12 protein-coding genes are annotated in these 19,709 nt (G+C 55.9%); 6 read left to right on the forward strand and 6 right to left on the reverse strand.

The window, feature by feature from the left end; genetic code table 11:
• Positions 1 to 29: 29 nt before the first annotated feature.
• From METMA_RS0119910 to METMA_RS0119935, 6 genes are all read left to right on the forward strand, one after another.
• On the forward strand, positions 30 to 1,277 hold the full coding sequence (locus METMA_RS0119910; RefSeq protein ID WP_020160876.1) for an N-acetylmuramoyl-L-alanine amidase: 1,248 nt from the start codon (positions 30 to 32) through the stop codon (positions 1,275 to 1,277).
• 113 nt (positions 1,278 to 1,390) lie between these two features.
• A complete protein-coding gene (gene mutL, locus METMA_RS0119915) occupies positions 1,391 to 3,208 on the forward strand; it encodes a DNA mismatch repair endonuclease MutL (protein ID WP_027147490.1) in 1,818 nt (605 codons plus the stop codon).
• A gap of 16 nt (positions 3,209 to 3,224) precedes the next feature.
• Positions 3,225 to 4,166, forward strand: coding sequence for a tRNA (adenosine(37)-N6)-dimethylallyltransferase MiaA (gene miaA, locus METMA_RS0119920; RefSeq protein WP_027147491.1), 942 nt, complete (start codon positions 3,225 to 3,227; stop codon positions 4,164 to 4,166).
• Between the two features lie 61 nt (positions 4,167 to 4,227).
• Complete coding sequence (locus METMA_RS0119925) at positions 4,228 to 6,300, forward strand: carbon starvation CstA family protein (RefSeq protein WP_020160879.1); 2,073 nt, start codon at positions 4,228 to 4,230, stop codon at positions 6,298 to 6,300.
• Positions 6,300 to 6,497, forward strand: a complete 198-nt coding sequence (locus tag METMA_RS0119930) for a YbdD/YjiX family protein (protein ID WP_027147492.1) — start codon at positions 6,300 to 6,302, stop codon at positions 6,495 to 6,497. The genes METMA_RS0119925 and METMA_RS0119930 overlap by 1 nt, the downstream gene beginning before the upstream one ends.
• A 233-nt stretch (positions 6,498 to 6,730) precedes the next feature.
• A complete protein-coding gene (locus METMA_RS0119935) occupies positions 6,731 to 7,234 on the forward strand; it encodes an REP-associated tyrosine transposase (RefSeq protein WP_020160881.1) in 504 nt (167 codons plus the stop codon).
• A gap of 707 nt (positions 7,235 to 7,941) precedes the next feature.
• Here the strand turns inward: METMA_RS0119935 and METMA_RS25180 are convergent.
• From METMA_RS25180 to METMA_RS0119965, 6 genes are all read right to left on the reverse strand, one after another.
• Positions 7,942 to 8,193 (reverse strand): hypothetical protein, encoded by a 252-nt coding sequence (locus METMA_RS25180; RefSeq protein WP_152565011.1) that lies wholly within the window; start codon positions 8,191 to 8,193, stop codon positions 7,942 to 7,944.
• A gap of 493 nt (positions 8,194 to 8,686) precedes the next feature.
• Entirely contained in the window at positions 8,687 to 10,012 is a 1,326-nt protein-coding gene (locus METMA_RS0119945; RefSeq protein WP_020160883.1) for an ATP-binding protein, read from the reverse strand.
• 48 nt (positions 10,013 to 10,060) lie between these two features.
• On the reverse strand, positions 10,061 to 10,687 hold the full coding sequence (locus tag METMA_RS26645; RefSeq protein WP_084254157.1) for a DUF4241 domain-containing protein: 627 nt from the start codon (positions 10,685 to 10,687) through the stop codon (positions 10,061 to 10,063).
• 23 nt (positions 10,688 to 10,710) lie between these two features.
• Positions 10,711 to 14,217 (reverse strand): eCIS core domain-containing protein, encoded by a 3,507-nt coding sequence (locus tag METMA_RS0119955; RefSeq protein ID WP_020160885.1) that lies wholly within the window; start codon positions 14,215 to 14,217, stop codon positions 10,711 to 10,713.
• Between the two features lie 24 nt (positions 14,218 to 14,241).
• Positions 14,242 to 15,678, reverse strand: a complete 1,437-nt coding sequence (locus METMA_RS0119960) for a contractile injection system tape measure protein (protein WP_020160886.1) — start codon at positions 15,676 to 15,678, stop codon at positions 14,242 to 14,244.
• Complete coding sequence (locus METMA_RS0119965; RefSeq protein ID WP_020160887.1) at positions 15,678 to 19,694, reverse strand: hypothetical protein; 4,017 nt, start codon at positions 19,692 to 19,694, stop codon at positions 15,678 to 15,680. The genes METMA_RS0119960 and METMA_RS0119965 overlap by 1 nt, the downstream gene beginning before the upstream one ends.
• Positions 19,695 to 19,709 lie beyond the last annotated feature (15 nt).

Consider the following 19,709-nt stretch of genomic DNA (forward strand, 5'->3'; position numbering starts at 1 on the left):
CAAGATTGTTGTTAATATGGATCATAGCTATGAAAAAAATCTGGAAGGTCTTGTTTATTTTCGTATTACAGTTATTGTCTGTATCCAGTTATGCGCAGCAAATCAACGTCAATTCATTGAAATATATTACCGGGCCTGGTCAGGCGCGCATGGTGTTTGATCTGAGCTCTGCTCCCAAGTATCGAATTTTTCATCTCGAAAATCCGTCGCGATTAGTGATCGATATCCTCAATGTCAGTTCAAAACAACCTTTAAGCCAGCCGCTTGCCTCTCATCCCCTGTTTGTCAGGCTGCGCTCGGCGGTGAAAAACGGCACCGACTTGAGGGTCGTTTTGGATTTAAAAAGACAAGTCAGTTCAGAAAGCGTCAAGGACGGCAATCATTTAATCGTTAACCTGACCGATAAAGGCCCGGCGACTCCCGAGGACAAACCGGCCGCTAAGCCAGCAGCCAAAGCCAAGCCCGTCGTTGTCAAGCCCGCCGCCCAGCCCCAAAAAGCGGTTGCCCGGAAAGTGGCCGTCAAAGCAAAAGCGGTCGCGCATAAAAGCAAAGGCATCGTAATTGCCATCGATGCGGGGCACGGCGGCAAGGATGCCGGCGCTCAGGGCGCCCACGGCACTCTGGAGAAAGACGTCGTATTTTCCATTGCCCGGCGCCTTAAAACGCTGATCGACAGACAGCCCGGCATGAGCGCCGTCATGGTCCGCAACGGCGATTATTTCGTTAACCTGCGCAAAAGAATGCAAATTGCCCGGGCGGCCAAGGCGGACTTGTTTATTTCCATTCACGCCGATGCTTTTCAGGATCCCAATGTCAAGGGTGCCTCGGTATTTACCTTGTCGGAAAAAGGCGCCTCCAGCGAAGCCGCGCGCTGGCTGGCCAATAGTGAAAATGCGTCCGACCTGGTGGGCGGCGTCAGGCTAGACAATAAAGACGATGTTCTGGCTTCGGTGTTGCTGGATTTATCCCAAACCGCCACACAAGATGCCAGCGTTAACCTGGCGTCGAACGTATTAAAGCACTTCGGAAAAATTGGCGAATTGCATCAGCATTCGGTGCAGAAAGCCGGATTCATGGTGCTGAAATCACCCGACATTCCATCCATTCTGGTTGAAACCGCCTATATTTCGAATCCGTCGGAAGAACAGAAATTGCGCAGCAGCGCGCATCAATCGAAGATGGCGCTGGCCATTTTTAAAGGCATCGTCAACTATTTCAATCAACGGAATACACCGACGACTCACATGGCCGAAGCCAATACCAAACTTGATATGTGATCACCTGGGCGGCTGTCAGGCCGCCCATTTCTTTCAACGGCGTAAATTCAGCCGTTAAAATTTCCACAGCCAATGCCCAGTCATATAAAATAGGGCATTTATCCGGGCTGGTCATGCGTATTCATTCTCTCCCCATTCAACTCATCAACCAGATTGCCGCCGGCGAAGTCGTGGAAAGGCCTTCATCCGTGGTCAAGGAACTGGTGGAAAACTGTTTCGATGCGGGCGCCCGGCAAATCTCGATCGAAATCGAGCAGGGCGGCATCCGGCTGATCAAGATCCGGGACGACGGCGGCGGCATCGTAAAAGAAGATCTGCCGCTGGCTCTGTCCCGGCATGCGACCAGCAAAATCGCCACACTGAAGGATCTGGAACAGGTCGTCAGCATGGGGTTCCGCGGCGAGGCATTGCCCAGTATCAGCTCCGTGGCCCGATTGACGCTGATTTCGCGCACCGCCGGCGCCAACTGCGCCTGGCGCGTCACTGCCGACGGCACGGAGCGGGATTTCGATCCGCAACCCGACCCGCACCCTGAAGGCACCACGGTCGACGTGCGCGATCTGTTCTACAACACACCGGCCCGGCGCAAATTCCTTAAGACCGAAAAAACCGAATTCGCGCATATCGAAACCTTGATAAAACGAATGGCGCTGAGCCGCTTCGATATCGGTTTTTTGCTTACCCATAATCAGCGGGAAGTCCTGAACCTGAAACCGGCGGCCACCGAGATCGAGCAGGAACGCCGCGTCGCCGGCATCTGCGGCTCGGCTTTCATCGAGAATGCCGTCAAAATCGATTTCGAATCATCGGGCCTGCATCTAACCGGCTGGGTGGGCCTGCCGACCTTTTCGCGCAGTCAGCAGGACATGCAGTTTTTCTATGTCAACGGCCGCCTGATCAAGGACAAACTGGTCGCCCATGCCGTCAAACAGGCCTACCAGGACGTGCTGTTCCACGGACGGCACCCGGTCTTCGTGCTGTTCCTGACGCTGGATCCGACGCTGGTCGACGTCAACGCGCATCCAGCGAAACTGGAAGTCAGGTTCAGGGAAGGCCGGCTGGTGCATGATTTTCTGTTTTCGGCGCTGCACCGGTCGCTGGCCGATCTGAGGCCGGGGCATCAGGAAACGTCTTCCGCACCTTCCATGCCGGTACAGGAATTCACGCCCCAGCCTCAGCCGCAGACGAAACCGGTCGAAAGTTACAAACCGGTTTACACGCCCAGGACGCCGGAGCAGGCATCGCTGCCTTTGAATGTCGAGGAAACGATACAGGCGTATGCGGCGCTGTATCCGAAACCCGAGTCCGCGCGACAATCGGTGCAGCCGGTCGCGCAAACAAAAGGAGCGCCGCCTTTGGGCTATGCTATCGCCCATCTGCACAACATCTATATTCTGTCCGAAACCCCGAACGGCATCATTCTGGTCGATGCTCATGCGGCGCATGAACGCGTCACTTACGAGCGTTTAAAAAAGCAGTATCACAACGGCAACGTGCCCAGCCAGCCGCTGCTGCTGCCCATCAAGCTAACAGTCAGCCCGGCTGAAGCCGATCTGGCGGAACAGGAATACGATTTCTTCATGTCGCTGGGCTTCGATCTGAACCGTTCAGGCCCCGAGACCCTCATCCTGCGCTCGACGCCGGCGCTGCTGAACAATGCCGACATGGAAACATTGATACGCGATGTGCTGGCCGACATCATCGAACACGGCGCGAGCACCCGGGTGCAGGAACAGATCAACGAACTCCTGGCCACGATGGCCTGCCACGGCGCCGTGCGCGCGCATCGTCGATTGACGGTCGATGAAATGAACGCCCTGCTGCGCGAAATGGAACAGACCGAAAGAATAGGCCAATGCAATCACGGCCGGCCGACTTGGATAGAACTGTCGACCCATGATCTCGACAAATTCTTCCTGCGCGGGCAATAACCTTTATCTCGGCACTATGACGCAAGAAACCCAACATCCTCCGGCCATTTTCCTGATGGGGCCGACGGCCTCGGGAAAAACCGCCCTGGCCGTGCAATTGGCCCGGACGCTCAACGGCGAAATCATCAGCGTCGATTCGGCGCTCGTTTACAGAGGCATGGATATAGGCACCGCCAAACCGACGCTGGCCGAACGCGGCGGCATTCCGCATTACCTGATAGACATACTGGACCCTGCGGAATCGTTCTCGACCGGCCAGTTCCGGGATCAGGCCCTGGCCTTGATGGCCGATATCGCAGGACGCGGCAAGCTGCCGATACTGGTCGGCGGCACCATGCTCTATTTCAACGCTTTGAACAGCGGCCTGGCCGTGCTGCCCGAAGCCGATGAAGCCGTCCGAGCGAAGCTCGATCAGGAACTGGAACAGTTCGGCAAAGAAGCCCTGCATGCGCGGCTGGCCCGAGTCGATCCCGAATCGGCGGCCCGGATTCATCCCAACGATCCGCAGCGCATACAACGGGCGCTGGAAGTGTACGAGATCAGCGGCAGGCCGATGACCTCTTTCTTCACAGAAGCTCAGGCGCAGGACATACCCTACCGTAAAATCAAACTGATCATCGCTCCGCCGGACCGAAAGATCCTGCACGACATCATCGCCCAGCGTTTCAGAATTATGCTGGAGCAGGGCCTGGTTGAAGAAGTGGAAGCGCTGTTCAAGCGCGGCGATCTGACGGAAAAAATGCCTTCGATCCGGGCGGTCGGCTACCGGCAGGTCTGGGCCTACCTGTCGGGCGAGTATGATTACGACACCCTGGTCGAGAAAGGCATCGTCGCCACGCGGCAACTGGCCAAGCGCCAGTTCACCTGGCTGCGCCGGGAAATCGACGCGGCCAATTTTGAGACCGGGCAGCCGGATTTGCTGGAGAGAGTGCTGGCGGAAGTCAGAAAGCAGTTATAGCAGCGGCCGGCTCCGGCATAAATTCAAGAAGCATAAAATGACAATAACCTAATAAAAAGCTATGAAGAATAACCTATTAAAAAACGCCATCTGGCTACTGATCGCTATCCTGGGGGCATCTGCGGTCGGCGGCATCGCGCTGAACCGCGGCGAGAGCATCAATGCGCTGTGGTTCATTACCGCCGCGCTGTGCGTCTATGCGATCGCCTATCGTTTTTATGCGGCCTGGATTGCCGCGACCGTGCTGGCCGTCGATCAGACGCGCGCGACGCCGGCCGAACGCCTCGACAACGGCCGCGACTTCGTACCGACCAACAAATGGATCGTCTTCGGCCATCATTTCGCGGCCATTGCAGGCCCGGGACCGCTGGTCGGGCCGACGCTGGCGGCGCAGTTCGGCTATCTGCCCGGCACCTTGTGGCTGCTGTTCGGCTCGGTGCTAGGCGGCTGCGTGCAGGATATGGTGATATTGTTCCTGTCCACGCGCCGCAACGCCAAAAGCCTGGGGCAGATGGCGCGCGACGAGCTCGGACCTCTGGGCGGCACGGCGGCGCTGATCGGCACGTTTTCCATCATGATCATCCTGATCGCCGTGCTCGGACTGGTGGTCGTCAATGCCATGAAGCACAGTCCCTGGGCCACTTCCACGGTCGCCGCGACGATCCCGATCGCGATGATCGTCGGTATTTACATGCGCCATTTCCGCCCCGGCCAAGTGCTGGAAGCGTCGGCCCTGGGCGTGACGCTGCTGCTGCTGTCGGTGGCGGGCGGCGGCTGGATCGACGGCAGCGAAACATTGCGTGGCCTGTTCGATCACGCAGGGCTGACCCTGGCCTGGTGGGTCATGGCCTACGGCTTCGCGGCGGCTATTCTGCCGGTCTGGCTGTTGCTGGCGCCGCGCGATTATCTGTCGACGTTCATGAAGCTGGGCACCATCACGCTGCTGGCCGTGGCGATCGTCGTGCTGCAGCCCGATGTGAAAATGCCGGCCATAACGCAATTCATCGACGGCTCGGGGCCGGTTTTCGGCGGCAAGCTGTTCCCGTTCGTTTTCATTACCATCGCCTGCGGCGCGGTCTCGGGTTTCCATGCCTTGGTATCGTCCGGCACGACGCCTAAACTGCTGACCAATGAACGCGATATCCGCATGATCGGCTATGGCGGCATGGTGCTGGAGTCGTTCGTGGCGGTCATGGCCATGATCGCGGCGACCGTGCTCGATCCAGGCGTGTTTTTCGCCATCAACAGCCCGGCCGGCGTTGTCGGCAAGGAAGCGGCCGCGGCCGTTGCCACCATCTCATCATGGGGCTTTCCGGTATCCGTGGAGCAGATGCAGGCGCTGGCCGGCAAAATGGGCGAGGCCAGCCTGTTCGCGCGCACGGGCGGCGCGCCGTCGCTGGCCGTCGGCATGGCCAGCATTTTCGGCAGCGCCTTCGGCGACGGGCTGCTGGCCTTGTGGTATCACTTCGCCATCATGTTCGAGGCCATCTTCATCCTGACTACGCTGGATGCCGGCACGCGCGTGGGCCGGTTCATGCTGCAGGACATGCTCGGCAATATCTGGCCGAAAATGGCGGAAACCTCATGGGCGCCTTCGGTCATCCTGACCAGTGCGCTGGTCGTGGGCGGCTGGGGTTATTTCCTCTATATCGGCGTCATCGACCCGAACGGCGGCGTCAACATCCTGTGGCCGCTGTTCGGTATCGCCAACCAGATGCTGGCGGCCATCGCCCTGTGCGTGGCGACGGGCATTCTGATCAAGTCCGGCAAGTTCAGGTATGCCTGGGTGACCGGCCTGCCGCTATCGTGGCTGATCATCATCACCAGCACCGCCTCATGGCAGAAAATCACCAGCGACGACACCCGCATCGGCTTCTTCGCGGCCGCCAACAACCTGTCCGACAAACTGGCAGCCGGCACGCTGCCACCCGAGAAAGCCGCCATCGCGCCGCAGCTGATCTTCAACCTGCACCTGGATGCTTATCTGACGCTGTTTTTCGTCGCGCTGCTGTGGACGATCGTGTTCGACATGCTGCGCGTATGCGCGCTTCATCTGGCCGGCAAACCGATACGGCCGCTGACCGAAGTGCCGCATAGTCCGAGTCAGTTGGCGGCGGAATGGGTGAGGGATTGATGATTAGAAGGTTTAAGTCATTCTGGCAAATCGTACGTCGCCTTTCCGGCGACGATGCCTATGAGCGCTATCTGGAGCACTTTGCCAGGCATCATCAGGCCGACCCCGAGCACGTTCATTGCCAGCCGCTGAGCAAAAAGGAGTTTTTCAAGCAGTGGCAGGAGGAGAAGTGGCGGGGGGTGAAGCGGTGTTGTTAAATAGATCGATCGTTCATCTTCAGCCTGTCGCTAAATGATGGTGTACTCTGAACACGATAAGGCGCAATTTATAGCATGTTGGCCTCTATCATCTGGCGCATTACGCTAACGCTAATGCGCACTCACGCAGGACGAGGTTTGCAACCCCGTCCTTAACGTTTGACGCTGACGTTCTTTTAATATATGGGAAAGGAAATACGCATGCATCACAACCAAATTAGAAAGGATTCACCATGCCATCCCGACGCGTAGCCGCCGAGCTTAATGCCGGCACTTACTATCTCACTCTAACCGTTCAACGCTGGTATTACCTGTTCGATCGCCATAACCGCTGGCAGATCCTGTCCGATTCAATCCGTTATTGCCAGGACAACAAAGGGCTGGAATTGAACGGCTATGTTTTTATGCTGAACCATATCCATCTCATAGTGACTTCGCCGGATATGGCGGGATTTTTACGGGATTTCAAACGCTTCACTTCCGGTAAACTCAGGCGCAATCTTGAAAGCACGGAGCCAAATGTGTTGAAACTGTTTGTTGATGAGCAGGGCAGTTTTCAATTTTGGATGGAGACCAATGCGCCGAAGAAGATTGAAAACCCTGCTTTCTATTTGCAAAAGCTTAACTATATCCATGAAAATCCGGTGCGGAAAAGTTATGTTTCAAGGCCTGAATATTGGTTTTGGTCGTCGGCTAACCCGGCCTCGTCGCTCCTTACCAAATTACTTGTAACGTGAAGCGCTATGCTGAGCGTAGCCGCTTGGCTTGGGTGGTATAGAAACGTTAGGGACGGGGTTACAAACCCCGTCCCGCTTGGGGTCCCGCACCTTCCGCACTTTGACGGCCATGTCGCCGAGCCCTGTTTGAATCGAACGTTCGGACAGATAACCGTTCCTGATCACGGCCGCTTTATCATCGTCGGTTTTTAACGCGCTATGTTGCGATAAAGGGATCGGTCGCCTGTCGATGAGGAATGGCTCAGCCCGGACAAGGAGTGTGGATTGAACAACGAAGCCTGGAGACCAGACAGCATAGAAAACACGACCACTATTGACAAACATCGCCATCAAGCTTTGGTCCGTACTTGCCACTACCGGCGGCGCAGGCAGAAACCTAATCCACAACTGTAGTACCAGGCACAAAAAAGGCCAGTCGAAACCAGCCTTGAATAGGTAATACTGTATTACAACCCATTATTTATAGTAAATTTTTCCCCAATAAAGCTCATCGTTAAAGCCCATCGTAACTTTCTATCCATGAGATTGCTTATTTGCTCGAAAAATTAAGCTACTCATGACTTGAAGCACTAAGGACTTTAAAGCGGCTGCTAGAAACGGTTCGTTATTAGCTCGCCACTGATTACAGCGTATATAAAGATTGATGAGCTGTTTAACGCCGGCACTTAAATGTGTTGAGCGTTAAGGAGAGAGACAGCTCCAGGGACCTAGAACAATTGCAAAGAATACTCACGTCCGGGGACCAACTGGTATTCTTGCTCGTAATACTGGGATGTAGAGCCAGGCATGAAAACGTCTGTTTTTAATTTGGGAAGTGAAATAATCGGTGGGTCTATAACTATTGCTCCAGCGCTGACCCCATCCATTTGAACATCAGATAAAGTTACAGGTTCTGCATTTGCACTGCTCGCAATAGCCAGCATTGAAGCGAATGCTAACATGTAAGTTGAGTGGCTCATTTTTATTCTCCAAGTTATTGAACAAATTAAATAGCTGTTGAATTATATAACCTAAGTCACAAACTCAGGCGCCAAACAGTATTACACGTATTATCCGATTTTGCTATTGTAGAAATTACGTATTCGCTGCTTCCTCAATCATAACAAGTGAGGCGGTACGAACCGTATTGATCGAGAAGTCTCCTGCGTAGGCAAGTTATGACCGTGTATCGCCATTTCCACTATCCCGGATCAACATGTTTTTTCACGGTAAGCTTGACCGAAGGTCATGGCGGCTCTGATTGCCAGATACTGGCAGCGTGAAAGTTGCCTACGAAATAGTCAGGCAAAGATGGCCTGAGCGATAAAGAGCGGTGAAACCAGGATCAGATTGGCCCGGTGAGTTATGGTTCAATCCGGACAAGGAGGCATTGAACAGCGAAGTTAGCGACCGGGTTCTTCAGGCGAAGAGGTCCGTGCGCAACAGCCATTTTCAATCAAGCCGGACTCCCGGCTAAACCACTTTTCCTTCCTTGATGAACTCACGCAATATAGCCGCTTCCAGGCGCTTCAGGTCGAGCGAAAGGGATTGATCGGCCAGAATCTCGACTGCGCAATAGTGGGTAACATTCAGAATATTGGCGCCGGTAAGTTCGTATCGTGCAGCAATCTGTTGCCAGTCGATGTCGCTCGCGATGCTGATCTGGGGCGGAAAGGTTTTTTGCCAGATTTCATAACGCTCTTCGGGACGAGGCATGGGGAAATGGATGATGGTCTGAAAGCGGCGGACGAACGCTTCATCGATATTGGCGCGCTGGTTCGTCGCCAGGATAACCAGCCCGTTGTAGTTTTCGATCCGCTGCAACAGATAAGCCACTTCCTGATTGGCGTATTTATCGTGGGCGTCGCGGATGTCGGTCCTTTTGCCGAACAGCGCGTCGGCCTCGTCGAAAAACAGAATCCAGTTTTTGTTTTCCGCTTTATCGAACAGTCGCGACAGGTTTTTCTCCGTCTCGCCGATGTATTTCGACACCACGCGCGACAGGTCGATACGGAACACGTCCTTGCCGGCCTGCTTGCCGAGCAGCGTCGCGGTCAGGGTCTTGCCGGTGCCCGGCGGCCCGTAAAACAGCGCCCTGTAGCCGGGCTTGATTTTTTTCTTCATGCCCCAGTCATGCAGCAGCGTATCGTTATGATCGATCCAGTTTTCGATCTCGTGGATTTGCCGCAGGGTAGTGGGGTGCAGTACCAGATCGCCCCAGTCCATTTCGGTTTCGATGTATTCCGCCGGGAAATCCAGGCTGAAGCGCGGCTTGCTGACGGTGCCGACGGTAAGCTGTTCGACGATTTCCGGATCGATGACCAGGCGGCCGCTCATCATGGGTTCGCCTTCGCGCACCGGCTCCATCCAGAGGATGCGTTTTTGCGAGAACCAGTGTTCGCTGCTCAGGATGCGCTGGATTTCCAGGCGCTTTTCCAGATCGTCGCCGGCCAGGATAAACTGCGCGGTTTCGCCGGTGGGCAGGATGCCGCGGTGGTTGGTGCCTTTGACGCCGCCGAATTCGGGGAAATCGCCGCCTTCGGGGAGGTGTTCGGCGATGAGCCGGTTGAAGAAGTGGGGTTGGACGTGTGGAGCGATGGCAAGAAGTAAGACTATAAATTCCTCATATTCCGGGTTGTGATGTTCAATGAATGTTCCTAGCCAGGAGCTTTCATCGTAAAAATTCAGAGGCTTTTTCTCAAACCTTTCAGTTGTTCCAAAATAGACATCCAGACAGCCTGAGACGATGTCCCTCAGCCAGGTGATAGCAATCTGAAGGTTAGCAATATTGGAGTTCATTGGGTAGCCGGTTTTATAGTTATTACGATTGATTGCTTACTTAGAGTATCAGTTTTCCAACAGCCCGAAATCTATAATAAGCATTGCGGGTCTATCCATAAAATCCATGCCCCAGAAGGCCTGATAAAATCCGTCGCCCAATCCGCTGGCAAACATTGCGATGTTTATTGGGCTATCCTTGCTGGGATAATGCAAAGTCCAGTCGCCGCAAGCGTGGGGATTGTTTGGATCGGCGCTGAGTTTGAATTCATCTGCGAGCACATCATCGTAATAGTTGCCATCGGGATTTGCAGTGTAGAAGTCATCGAAAATTTGAATAAACCGCTGTCTGGTTTCCTGATCCATAAAACAGGCCAAACCGGCATCTACGGGAAAACCGGAAAGTTGCTCACCGTCAATCGAATAGGTTGCCTCCTGCCAACGCATTGGAGCATGTTTTGAAATGATCAGTCCTGCAAGGGCAACACGTTTTCCCCATTCAGGAAGAGAGGCGATGCAAAGCTTTACATCATATCTTCCAGGAGCAACGGTTATATCCAGGGCATTGACTTCATCGCTGAGAAAAGGGTCGCAGCAAAAAATGCGACCGGAAGGTAAATGTAGTTTGCCAATGTCTATAGTCTGGCAAACTGAATCCGCGATTGACGGTTTAAAATTTGCAAAAAGATCCAACATAATTTCCTTTAATTTAAAGTGATTTACGGCGCCAGGTATTTTTGTTTATGTCTGGAGCCACGGCTTCTGTTTTCACTGCTCGGCTCAAGAATATAATTCGCGGGATTTAACATCCAGGCTCTTACTTCCGGACCTTTGGGAACCCAGCCGTTTTTGCGGGCTGTGTTGTTCCAGAAATCTACCGCATCGATTGGATCGTGACTCATATCACAATCCGACAGTGGCCACCATCTGCCATCCTTTAATTGCACCAAAACTTCATTATTTTCATTAACGGAGGTTTTATAGCGGGCAATTACTGCTCTACCGGTTGACGATGCCTTTCCAGGGGTATCCCCCAAGTATTTTTCGCGTGAGCCGCCTTCGACATAGGGCCGGATTTCTCCTGCCGCCCATCGTTTTTTGAAGTCGACCGTTTTTAACTGCATCTTTGATGAAAGTGATTGCACTTCGTAGTTGACGCGTTCCTTGCTGGCAAACAAAATTTCCGCTTTGCGTTCAGTGCCTTTATAGGGCAAGGTCACGAATTTTCCGGGAGAGGCTTCGGCAGGAAGGTCATCCGCGCGGTTTTCGGGCAAGACATCGAACAATGGGGCCATATTGACCGCCATTTCATTCATCAGGTTTTTGAGTTTTTGTTCTGTAAACTTAACGCTGGGCGAATTGGTTTTCTTTTCCCTCTCGATTTGAATTTTGACTTTGTCTATTTCTTGCTTCTTTTGTTTGGCCCTGGACAGATAAGGCAAGGCAAATGATCGGGCTAAAGCTTCTTCAGGCTGGGCGAGTATCTGTTCGATTCTGGCGACAAACTCCTCGGTGAACATTTCCACGCTAGCTACTTTAAGGCGTGCATTTTCGCTTTGCCCGGAAAAGAAGAGTTTATGTGATTGGCCTTTCTTGTCGGAGAAAGAAACTTTATTTTTCCACCATTCCAATAGGGATTGGGCCTTATCGGCCAGGAAACCACCGGCTTTCTTCAGCATATTCCCCAGCCACGCCACGATCTTGTCCAGGCCCTTATCGATCGGCTGGCGAATCTTCCTGACGATGCCGACGATTTTTTCCGGGATGCTGCCCAGGCCGGCGAACTTGGCCAGGAACGCGATGACCACGGTCAGGGTTCGGGCCATCGTCATTTCCACTTTCTTTGCCGCGCCTGCGACCTGGCCGGCGGCGATGGCGGAGATGGAGTCGACGAAGGCCGCGACGGCCGCGCCGATCTGCCTGATCTTTTGAATGAAGAAGGTGATGGTGTTCCAGATGGCCAGTACGGCCTGCACGAACGCGCCCGCCGGGTTGATCATCATCACCAGCTTGGTGATCGCCGCCTTGACGATTTCGGTGGTGACCATTTGCGTGACTTGCGCGATCAACTGGCCTTTCAGTTCGTTCAGTTCGACTTTGATCTGCTCCCAGGCGGCCGCCGGCCCGTCTTTGACCAGCGTGACCAGAATGCCGGCGGTTTTTTCCAGGCCGGCCAGGATCGGGTCGGGGATAATCTTGACCAGCTTGCCGCGGATGTCTTGCCAGGTTAAGCCCAGGACCGACAGAACCAGCTTGACGATTTCCATCAAGGCGAACGATTTGGGGATATAAACGCCGGCTTCGCCTAACGGCCCGGTAATCCATTTGATCAGGGCGGTTTTCAGGTGCTTGCCGATGTTGGTCATAAAGAGCGTGAAGCCCATTTTGCCCGCCTTGACCAGATTGCCGACAAACGCGATCGGGTTTCTGATGATTTTCTGGAAGCTGGCCTTGGCTTTGGCGATATAAGGCATGACGCCGGGCGCGACCACCGAGAAGATGATTTCCAGCAGGCTGAGCGTGGTGCCGAAGGCCCACGAGGTAAATCTCACGACGAAGTTGCCGAAAACTTTAAATACCTTGATGAACAGGTTGGGCAGGATGATAAAGTCCATCACTTCCAGCGACTTCAGCATCGCGATGAAGTCCTGCGGGAATTGCACGACCATGGCGAACAGTTCCTGCAGGGCGGTATTGAACCACTGCCACGCCTTTTGCACGGCATTGCCTTTTTTGATGTTTTCCCAGATTTCTTCCTGCCCGATCAGTTTCATGAAACCGCCGATCAGGGTGTCGGCGTTTCTCGGCACCGGCTCGTTGGTGATCGGATTTTTGCCCAGTATCGCGCATAGCAGATCGAAGCCCGGCTTGCCCTGCGCCAGGGCCGCCAGCGGCATCAATACCGCATCACGGATGAACTGCAGGATCGCCTGGAAAATGCTGCCTATAAAGTCGATGATGTCATTGACGGGCTTGGTAAAGATGTCGACAGCTCTATTCCAGGTGCGCACAGGATGCAGGACGACATCCAGAAAATCGATGTCGTCCATAAATTGGTCGACTGCGGATTTGACGGTCCCCAGCAGATTGGCGAACCGTTTCAGCTGGCCTTCGACCCAGCTGCCCGCTTTTTCGAAGACGTTGTATTTCTCGAGGGCGTCGGTGATGATTTTTCCGCCCGGCAAGAACTCCACAATGGCCCGGAGAATATTGGCCGCGCTGCGGTCGACGCTTTCGCCGTTGATCGGGTTGACGCCGATAACGATAGTGAACATGCGGTAGCCCGGAATGTTGTAGGCTTTTTCGGCGAGCCAGTCCAGAACGTCCTGCCAGGACGGGATATCGATGCCGAGAAAGCGCTGTACAGCCGGCGGCGAGGTCGTGGCGTTGACCTGCGGGCTGCGCTGTACGGCATGTCCCTGCTGGATGGTATGGGTCAATTCGTGGGCGAGCAGCTGCTTGCCTTCGCTGGTGCCCGGCTGGTATTGATCCTGGGAGAAGAAAACGTGGTTCTGGTAAGTGAACGCCCTGGCGCTCAGTTGCTGGTTCAGGCTGGCGGATTCAGGGTCGCTGTGGATGCGCACGTTGCTGAAATCGGCGTTGAATCTCGGCTCCATATAGCCGCGCACGTCGCTGGAAAGCGGTTGTCCGCCGGAGGTTTTGTTCTGGATCGCCGATTGAATGTTTGAACTGACGGCCGGCGCGCCGGCGTCGCCTTTGCGCTGCAGTTTTTCTTCTTCAGCCGGGGCTTTTTGTATTTTTTCCTCCTCTTTTTTCTGAAGTTTTTCCTCCGGCAGTTCGGCCTTCTGGATTTTTTCCTCCGGCAAGGCCGCTTTTTGTAGTTTTTCTTCTTCCTTTTTCTGCAGTTTCTCTTCCGGCGCGGCAGCTTTCTGGATTTTCTCCTCCGGCAGGGCTGCTTTCTGTATTTTTTCTTCTTCCTGCTTTTGCAGTTTATCTTCCGGTTGCCGCTGGAGTTTTTCTTCCTTAATCGGCGCCGGGGCAGGATCAGGCATGCGCATGACTTTGTCGGCCATTTTGTCGGCTTCCTGCTCGAACGTGTCGCCGGGTTTGTTGACCGTCATTTTCGTTTGCACGGAAGCGGCGAAAGACTGACTGGCCGGCGCGAAGAAATCGCCGCCGCCCGCCTTGGCGAAAAAGGGCCGGTTCGCCGTCTGGGTCGCGGTCTTCGAGGCCGTAGTGGACGATTTTTCTGAGCTCGCTTTCATCTTTTTCCACCCATGGTCATGAGGTCAATAGCGCCATTCCACCCAAAGCATCCGTGGCATCCAGGGCAGTTTTATCATGCTGATGCCCCAGGGCAGCTGGTCCATCAGAATATCGAAGGCTTTGCTTTCCACCTGCAAGCGCCAGTCGCCGTCATCGCGCCGGGTGATTTTTCCGGCGCGCAGCAGAAACGTGCCGCGCAGGCCGTCGATACCGGTGTTTTTCAGGACGTCCCAATGGCCGATCACGGCTTCGAGCAGGGCGGTCGCTTCCTCCGTCTCCGAGTCGGTCAGGTCCATATCGGCCTCGACGGGCGCCGTTAAAGGAATATTGCAGAGTATTTTCGGCAGCACCAGTTCATGCTCCGGCGCGATGCGCTGTCCGGTCGTCAGGAAATGCAGCAGACACAGCGCGCGTTCGGGCTGAACAATGACCTCGCCTTCGGAGGCAATGCCCAGGGCCTGGAAAAACCGGGGCAGAAACGGGTGCAGCAGAACGAGTCCGGCGTTTTCGACATAAATGCCTTCAGCCGCTTCAGGGTGCTGGTCTGGCCGGGCATCTTCGGAAATCCTGCCGTCAGGGCTGCGGGTATTGCCGTTTATCGTGTTTTCAGAAGCGGGAAAACGCTGATCTGGCGGTTGATTTTCGGGCTTGCCTATAACGCCCGGCCAACTGCGCTCCAGCAGGGGCTTCAGACGATCGCGCTGCTTCGTCGTAACCGGCAGCCGGCGCCAGGCGGTGCGGATGATTCGGGCTTCCGTGTAAGGCCCGGAGCTTGCCATCAAGGCAAATGCCGCCTCCCACAGTTGTCTGGAAAAAGCTTTGACGGGCTCGGCCGGCAGTTCGACAGGGTTCAGTTGGCGCATAATATTCGCCATGATTGTTTCGAGGCCGGGGGCAAGCCGCTTCAGCAGAATTGCCAGAAACGCTTCGGAAAATTGCCGGACCAGACGTTGCCTGGCGCTGGCCGAGGCCAGCGCGGCAAGGACAGCGCCGGAATGACGGCTTGAAGGGTTTTCCCGCCAGACCCTGAGCAACGTTCGTTCCAGATTGTCGCCTGCCGGCAGGCGCAGGCCCCAGGGCAGCGTGCCGGTCGTCAAAAAATAAACCCAGGCTTCCTCGATGCGTTGCGGCGTCGGTCTTTGTCTGATATCGCCCGCAGTTGCCGCCGCAAAATTTCCCGCAGGCGGTTGCAGCAGCCGCAACGACTTTTCAAGCGCCCGCCCGACCAACTCGGGCAAGTCCTGCTCCAGGCGATCGAGAGCGATCTCGCCCACATCGATCTCCAGGCGCTCCAGCGACAAGTGTTCCGTCGCCGGCACGCATCGGTCCAGCGCGCTTTCAATCGCAGGAAACAGCCGGTTCCGGCACCAGTCCGGCAGACGGTTATGCAAGGCCAGGCCGTCGGCTTCGGTGCCGTTGACCCGGATGTGCAGATGGTGCCGGCGGATGCTGTGGGTCATTAGCGCAAGTCTTTCAACGTTGAACTGAAACAGCCTTTGTCGCTGATCGCAGTCAGTCTTATGAAGCCGCCGGGCTGCCAGTCAATGGCTATTTTCTCGCCGACATAAAACGGCTCCTTGGTCGGCGTAGAAAAATCCCATACCCAGGCGGCGATACCGGTTGTGGGTATTTCCTCGCTGATGGCGAAGATGAACCGCGTGTCGCCTTCCTCGTTCAAAACGAAATCGGGCTTCAGATCGAAGCCGTCGCAAAGATTGACGAAATCGCTGCCTGTGCATTGGTTGCGCCGGCTGCAGGCAAAGGCGGGCACGCGGGTTTCTTTATTGTCCAGATCGAAATTGGTAAAGATTGCGCCATCGAAGGGGGCCGCACCGATGGCGTCATTCCCATAGCGCACGGAAAAATTGCCGGCAGAGGCCGAGTTGCTGAAACTGAACTCGAAGGTGAAGCTGAAGGCGTCCTTGATAAAATGCTCTATCCACAGAATGCCGAAAGGATCGCTTTCATCCGGTGCGTAGCTGATTGTCAGGCGATCCCGGCTCAGCTCTCCGAAAGTCTCGTTGATGGCCTTGTTGACGACTTCATTGAGTTTTTCAACGGCAGCGGTCATCGCGGTTTTGAAGTCGCTGTTAAGGTCGTCGACGCTGATTTGCAGGAGATCGTCGGTGCCGCTCAGGTTGAGGTCCTGGCCGTTAAAGCGCAGCTTGAGTCCGGAGGTCTGTTTGTAGCTCCGGTAACGCCCGTCATCCATGGCGGGCTGCAGCCAAAGCCGGTAGGCGCAGCGTTGCGACTGGCCGTCATCCGGCAAGTCGCAGGGCAATTGGCAGGTATGGGCGAGGATGGTTTCCACCGTGCATAGCCGCTGATCGGTGATGCGCAACAACAGGCTGGCGCCGCTCGCCGTCGGTGCGCTGGTATAGCTGGCGCCGTCCAGCGGCGCGTCGTTGACGGTATAAGGCGGAGTGCCTCCGGCAATCGAGAGGGTCGCGACGTAAGTCTGGCCGTCTTCCGAGCATTTGAACTCCGGTTCGCCGAGGCGCAAGGGTTCGGGGATGACGACGGTTTGCGGGGCCGACACGGCGTCGCCGGCATCCTGGATGACCAGGGTGTGTTCGCCGGCCGTCAACCGGACCGGGTTGACCAGATCCTGGAAATCCTGTTCGTCGATTTTGATCCGGTAAGGCGGCATGCCGTCCTTGACGGTGATCGTGACTGCCGCCGTAGGCGCCGCCGGGTCCGGTTCCGTGCAGCCGATGGCGACGGTAAAGGTCGGCGGCGTTTTAGGCAATACGAACTGTATCGGCGCGCAGTCGGAGCAGCAAAGATAGGGCAGGTAAAAGTCGCCGATCACGGTGCCGTCGGCCAGGTCGTCAACCGTTGCGGCGATGATTTTGTCGGCCTTGCCGGCGAAATCGGGGGAGCCGAACGTGCCAGAGAAACCCGGTATCAGCGCCGACAGGCCGTCCAGCACCCGTTGAAGGTCCGCGTTGATGAGCGAAGGCTGCTGGAAGCGCAGGCGCTTGATGGCGTCCAGCAGGTCCGGGTCGGCAGGCATCCGTCCGCCGTCGGCCCGGGCCGCAACGCGGGTTGCGGCGTCTCTGACCGGGGCGACCGCGGCAGGTTCCGGCCGGACAAAGACAAAATCCCTCAGGTTGGCCGCTTGGGCGTGCAAGGGCAGAATGATGCCCGCCGAGAAAGGCTCGACGCGCCGCACGACGGCTTTGAGTCCGGCGGCAGGGCCGGTTTTCGCCGCCGGCTTCTGATGGTAGACCAGAATGAACGTGCCGCCCAGCGGTACGCCGGCTTTGTGCTGAATGCCCGGATGTTCCGGCAAAAAGTTGCCGAGAAACTGCTTTTTCTTCAGCGCCCGGACGCGGCGCGCATATTCGTCGTACAGGGCCTTTAAGGCGTCCGGCTGGCAACTGTTCAGCAGATCCTCCAGCCGGTCGTCGATTTCCTCCCAGTTCAGGACAGCGGAGTTGCCGTCGAGATTGGCGATGCCGTGTTCGCGCCTTGCTTCGATGGCTTTGACGACAATGGCGAGATTGCTGAAACGGGTTTCGACGTCGTCGAAATCGATGTCGGCAAAATCGTCTGGCAGCGCGTCACTCAGTTTAATGAGATAAAAAAAGCTGTAATAGACCAGCATATCGCCGGGAGGAAAGATATTGATCCAGCTTGCCATCAGATTGGCGTCGATGTCCGGCACGACGCCGCCTTGCTGGGTTATATAATCTTCAAAGGCGCGGCCTAGGGTATTGGTCTGCACCAGAAAATCGGGCGCATACCGGTTGATGACGGCGAATTGCGATTTGACCGGCGTCTTTACCGGCGAGTCGGCATCGAAAGGCAGGTGGTAAAAATAGGTCAGCGACTTGACCAGGGCGCACAGCAGTTGTTCGCGCGTCACGTCATACAGCGTCTCAAGATCCTGAAACCGGCAGTTTTCCTTGTTTACATCGATGGGCGCGGTGTCGTCGAAAGCCCCCGTGCGCAGCGCGATGAGTTGGATGGGCAGGCGATGGCTGGACTTGATCGACAGCAGGGTATTCAGCACCATTTGATAGTTTTTACCCAGATGTCCCTCTATCCGCAGGAAATTGTAGGGTTCCAGATCGTAGGCCAGCGGCTGGGCGACGAACGCAGGCGCGGCCGGCACATATTCGTCCGCGCGGTAACTCAGGTTGTGATGGGCTCTGAGGCGCCGGGTTTTCTCTGGATTCCACAGCCGATACAACGGCGGTTCGCCGGTTTGCTGGTAATAATAGGGAATGGCTTTTTCGGACAACGCCACATCGCCCAGTCTGGACGGCGTGATGCGAATTTGCGAGTCTATGGGAATATGCGTCAGCGGCGGCTTTACCGGCGGCAAAGCGGGCGTGTGCGTAAAGCGGTCGATCATCTCCGCCATGCGCCGGAACAACAGCACGACTTCGCGGGTGCGCCGCTCGCAATCGCCGATGGCGGCGGAGGGCAGAAAGCGGTGACGATATCCGGGCGCATCGGTTTCCCCGGCCGGAAACAACAGGCCCAGCATCAGATGCCGGGGGAACAGTTTTTCGGACGGGCAGCAGGCGCACAGCAAGTCCACGCCCTGCCAGCGGAATTCATCGTAGGCGCGGATCAGGTCGTCGAAGAAATCATAGTAATAGGGCAGAAAGCGCACCTGCTCGGCGCTGTCCAGAAAACCGAACCGGGCCATAAAGCCGACGAAGGGATCGCTGGCATAGGCTTCCTTCAGGATGGGCTGAAAAGCCTGATAGGCGCGGGTCAGCGCGTCGCCGAGCGCGGCGGCCAGATCGCCGGCGCTGAAGATTTTCAGGAAGGCCGCCAGCACGTCATGGCTGGTCACCGGCTGGCTGTCCGGTACGCTAAAGCGCGGCAGACGCAGATCCGGCAGGTCCAGCTGCGCCGCCAGCCTGGCTTCCAGATCGCCCGGGCCCAAATCACCCGATGCATCGTTCGCATTGGCAATGATGCTGTCGAGATCGGTTTTGCCGATCAGCAGGCGCCGGACCTTGACGGTGACGTCCGAACCCTTGTCGTTGCAGTTGTTGGGGCTGCAATTGCGCAGGGCGGCTTTTTTCAGCTCAAGAAACAGCAGCACCGCCTTGTCATCCAGGAAGCCCGCAGGGTCGGCCAGAGGCGCGGTATTGGGTTCGCCGGCCGGAAACAGTTCCCACAGCGGATATTGCTGGCTGGTCGCGCTGTTTTTGAAGGCCGGATAGTCGATGTCGGGGGGCAATTCGTAGGTCCGGTACGCAACCAGCGCCAGATCGTCCGGTTCCATGATCAGATAGCCTTCCGAGGTGACGCCGCAGCCTCTGGACAGGAAAATCGTGCCCGGCGCCTCGTCAAGCCTGATCTCCAGACCGCAGACGATGCCGATGCCGATCAGGTTGGCCCGCGTCAGGCGCTGCTGCTCGTCCAGATAGCCGAACATCTGGTTCAGATGGGCATTGGTCAGTACCTGATTGGCTTCGAAGACCGGATAGTTATCTTTTAGTGGTTGCATGGCGATGTCACTATT

This window comes from Methylobacter marinus A45 (assembly GCF_000383855.1).
Classification (GTDB): Bacteria; Pseudomonadota; Gammaproteobacteria; order Methylococcales; family Methylomonadaceae; genus Methylobacter; species Methylobacter marinus.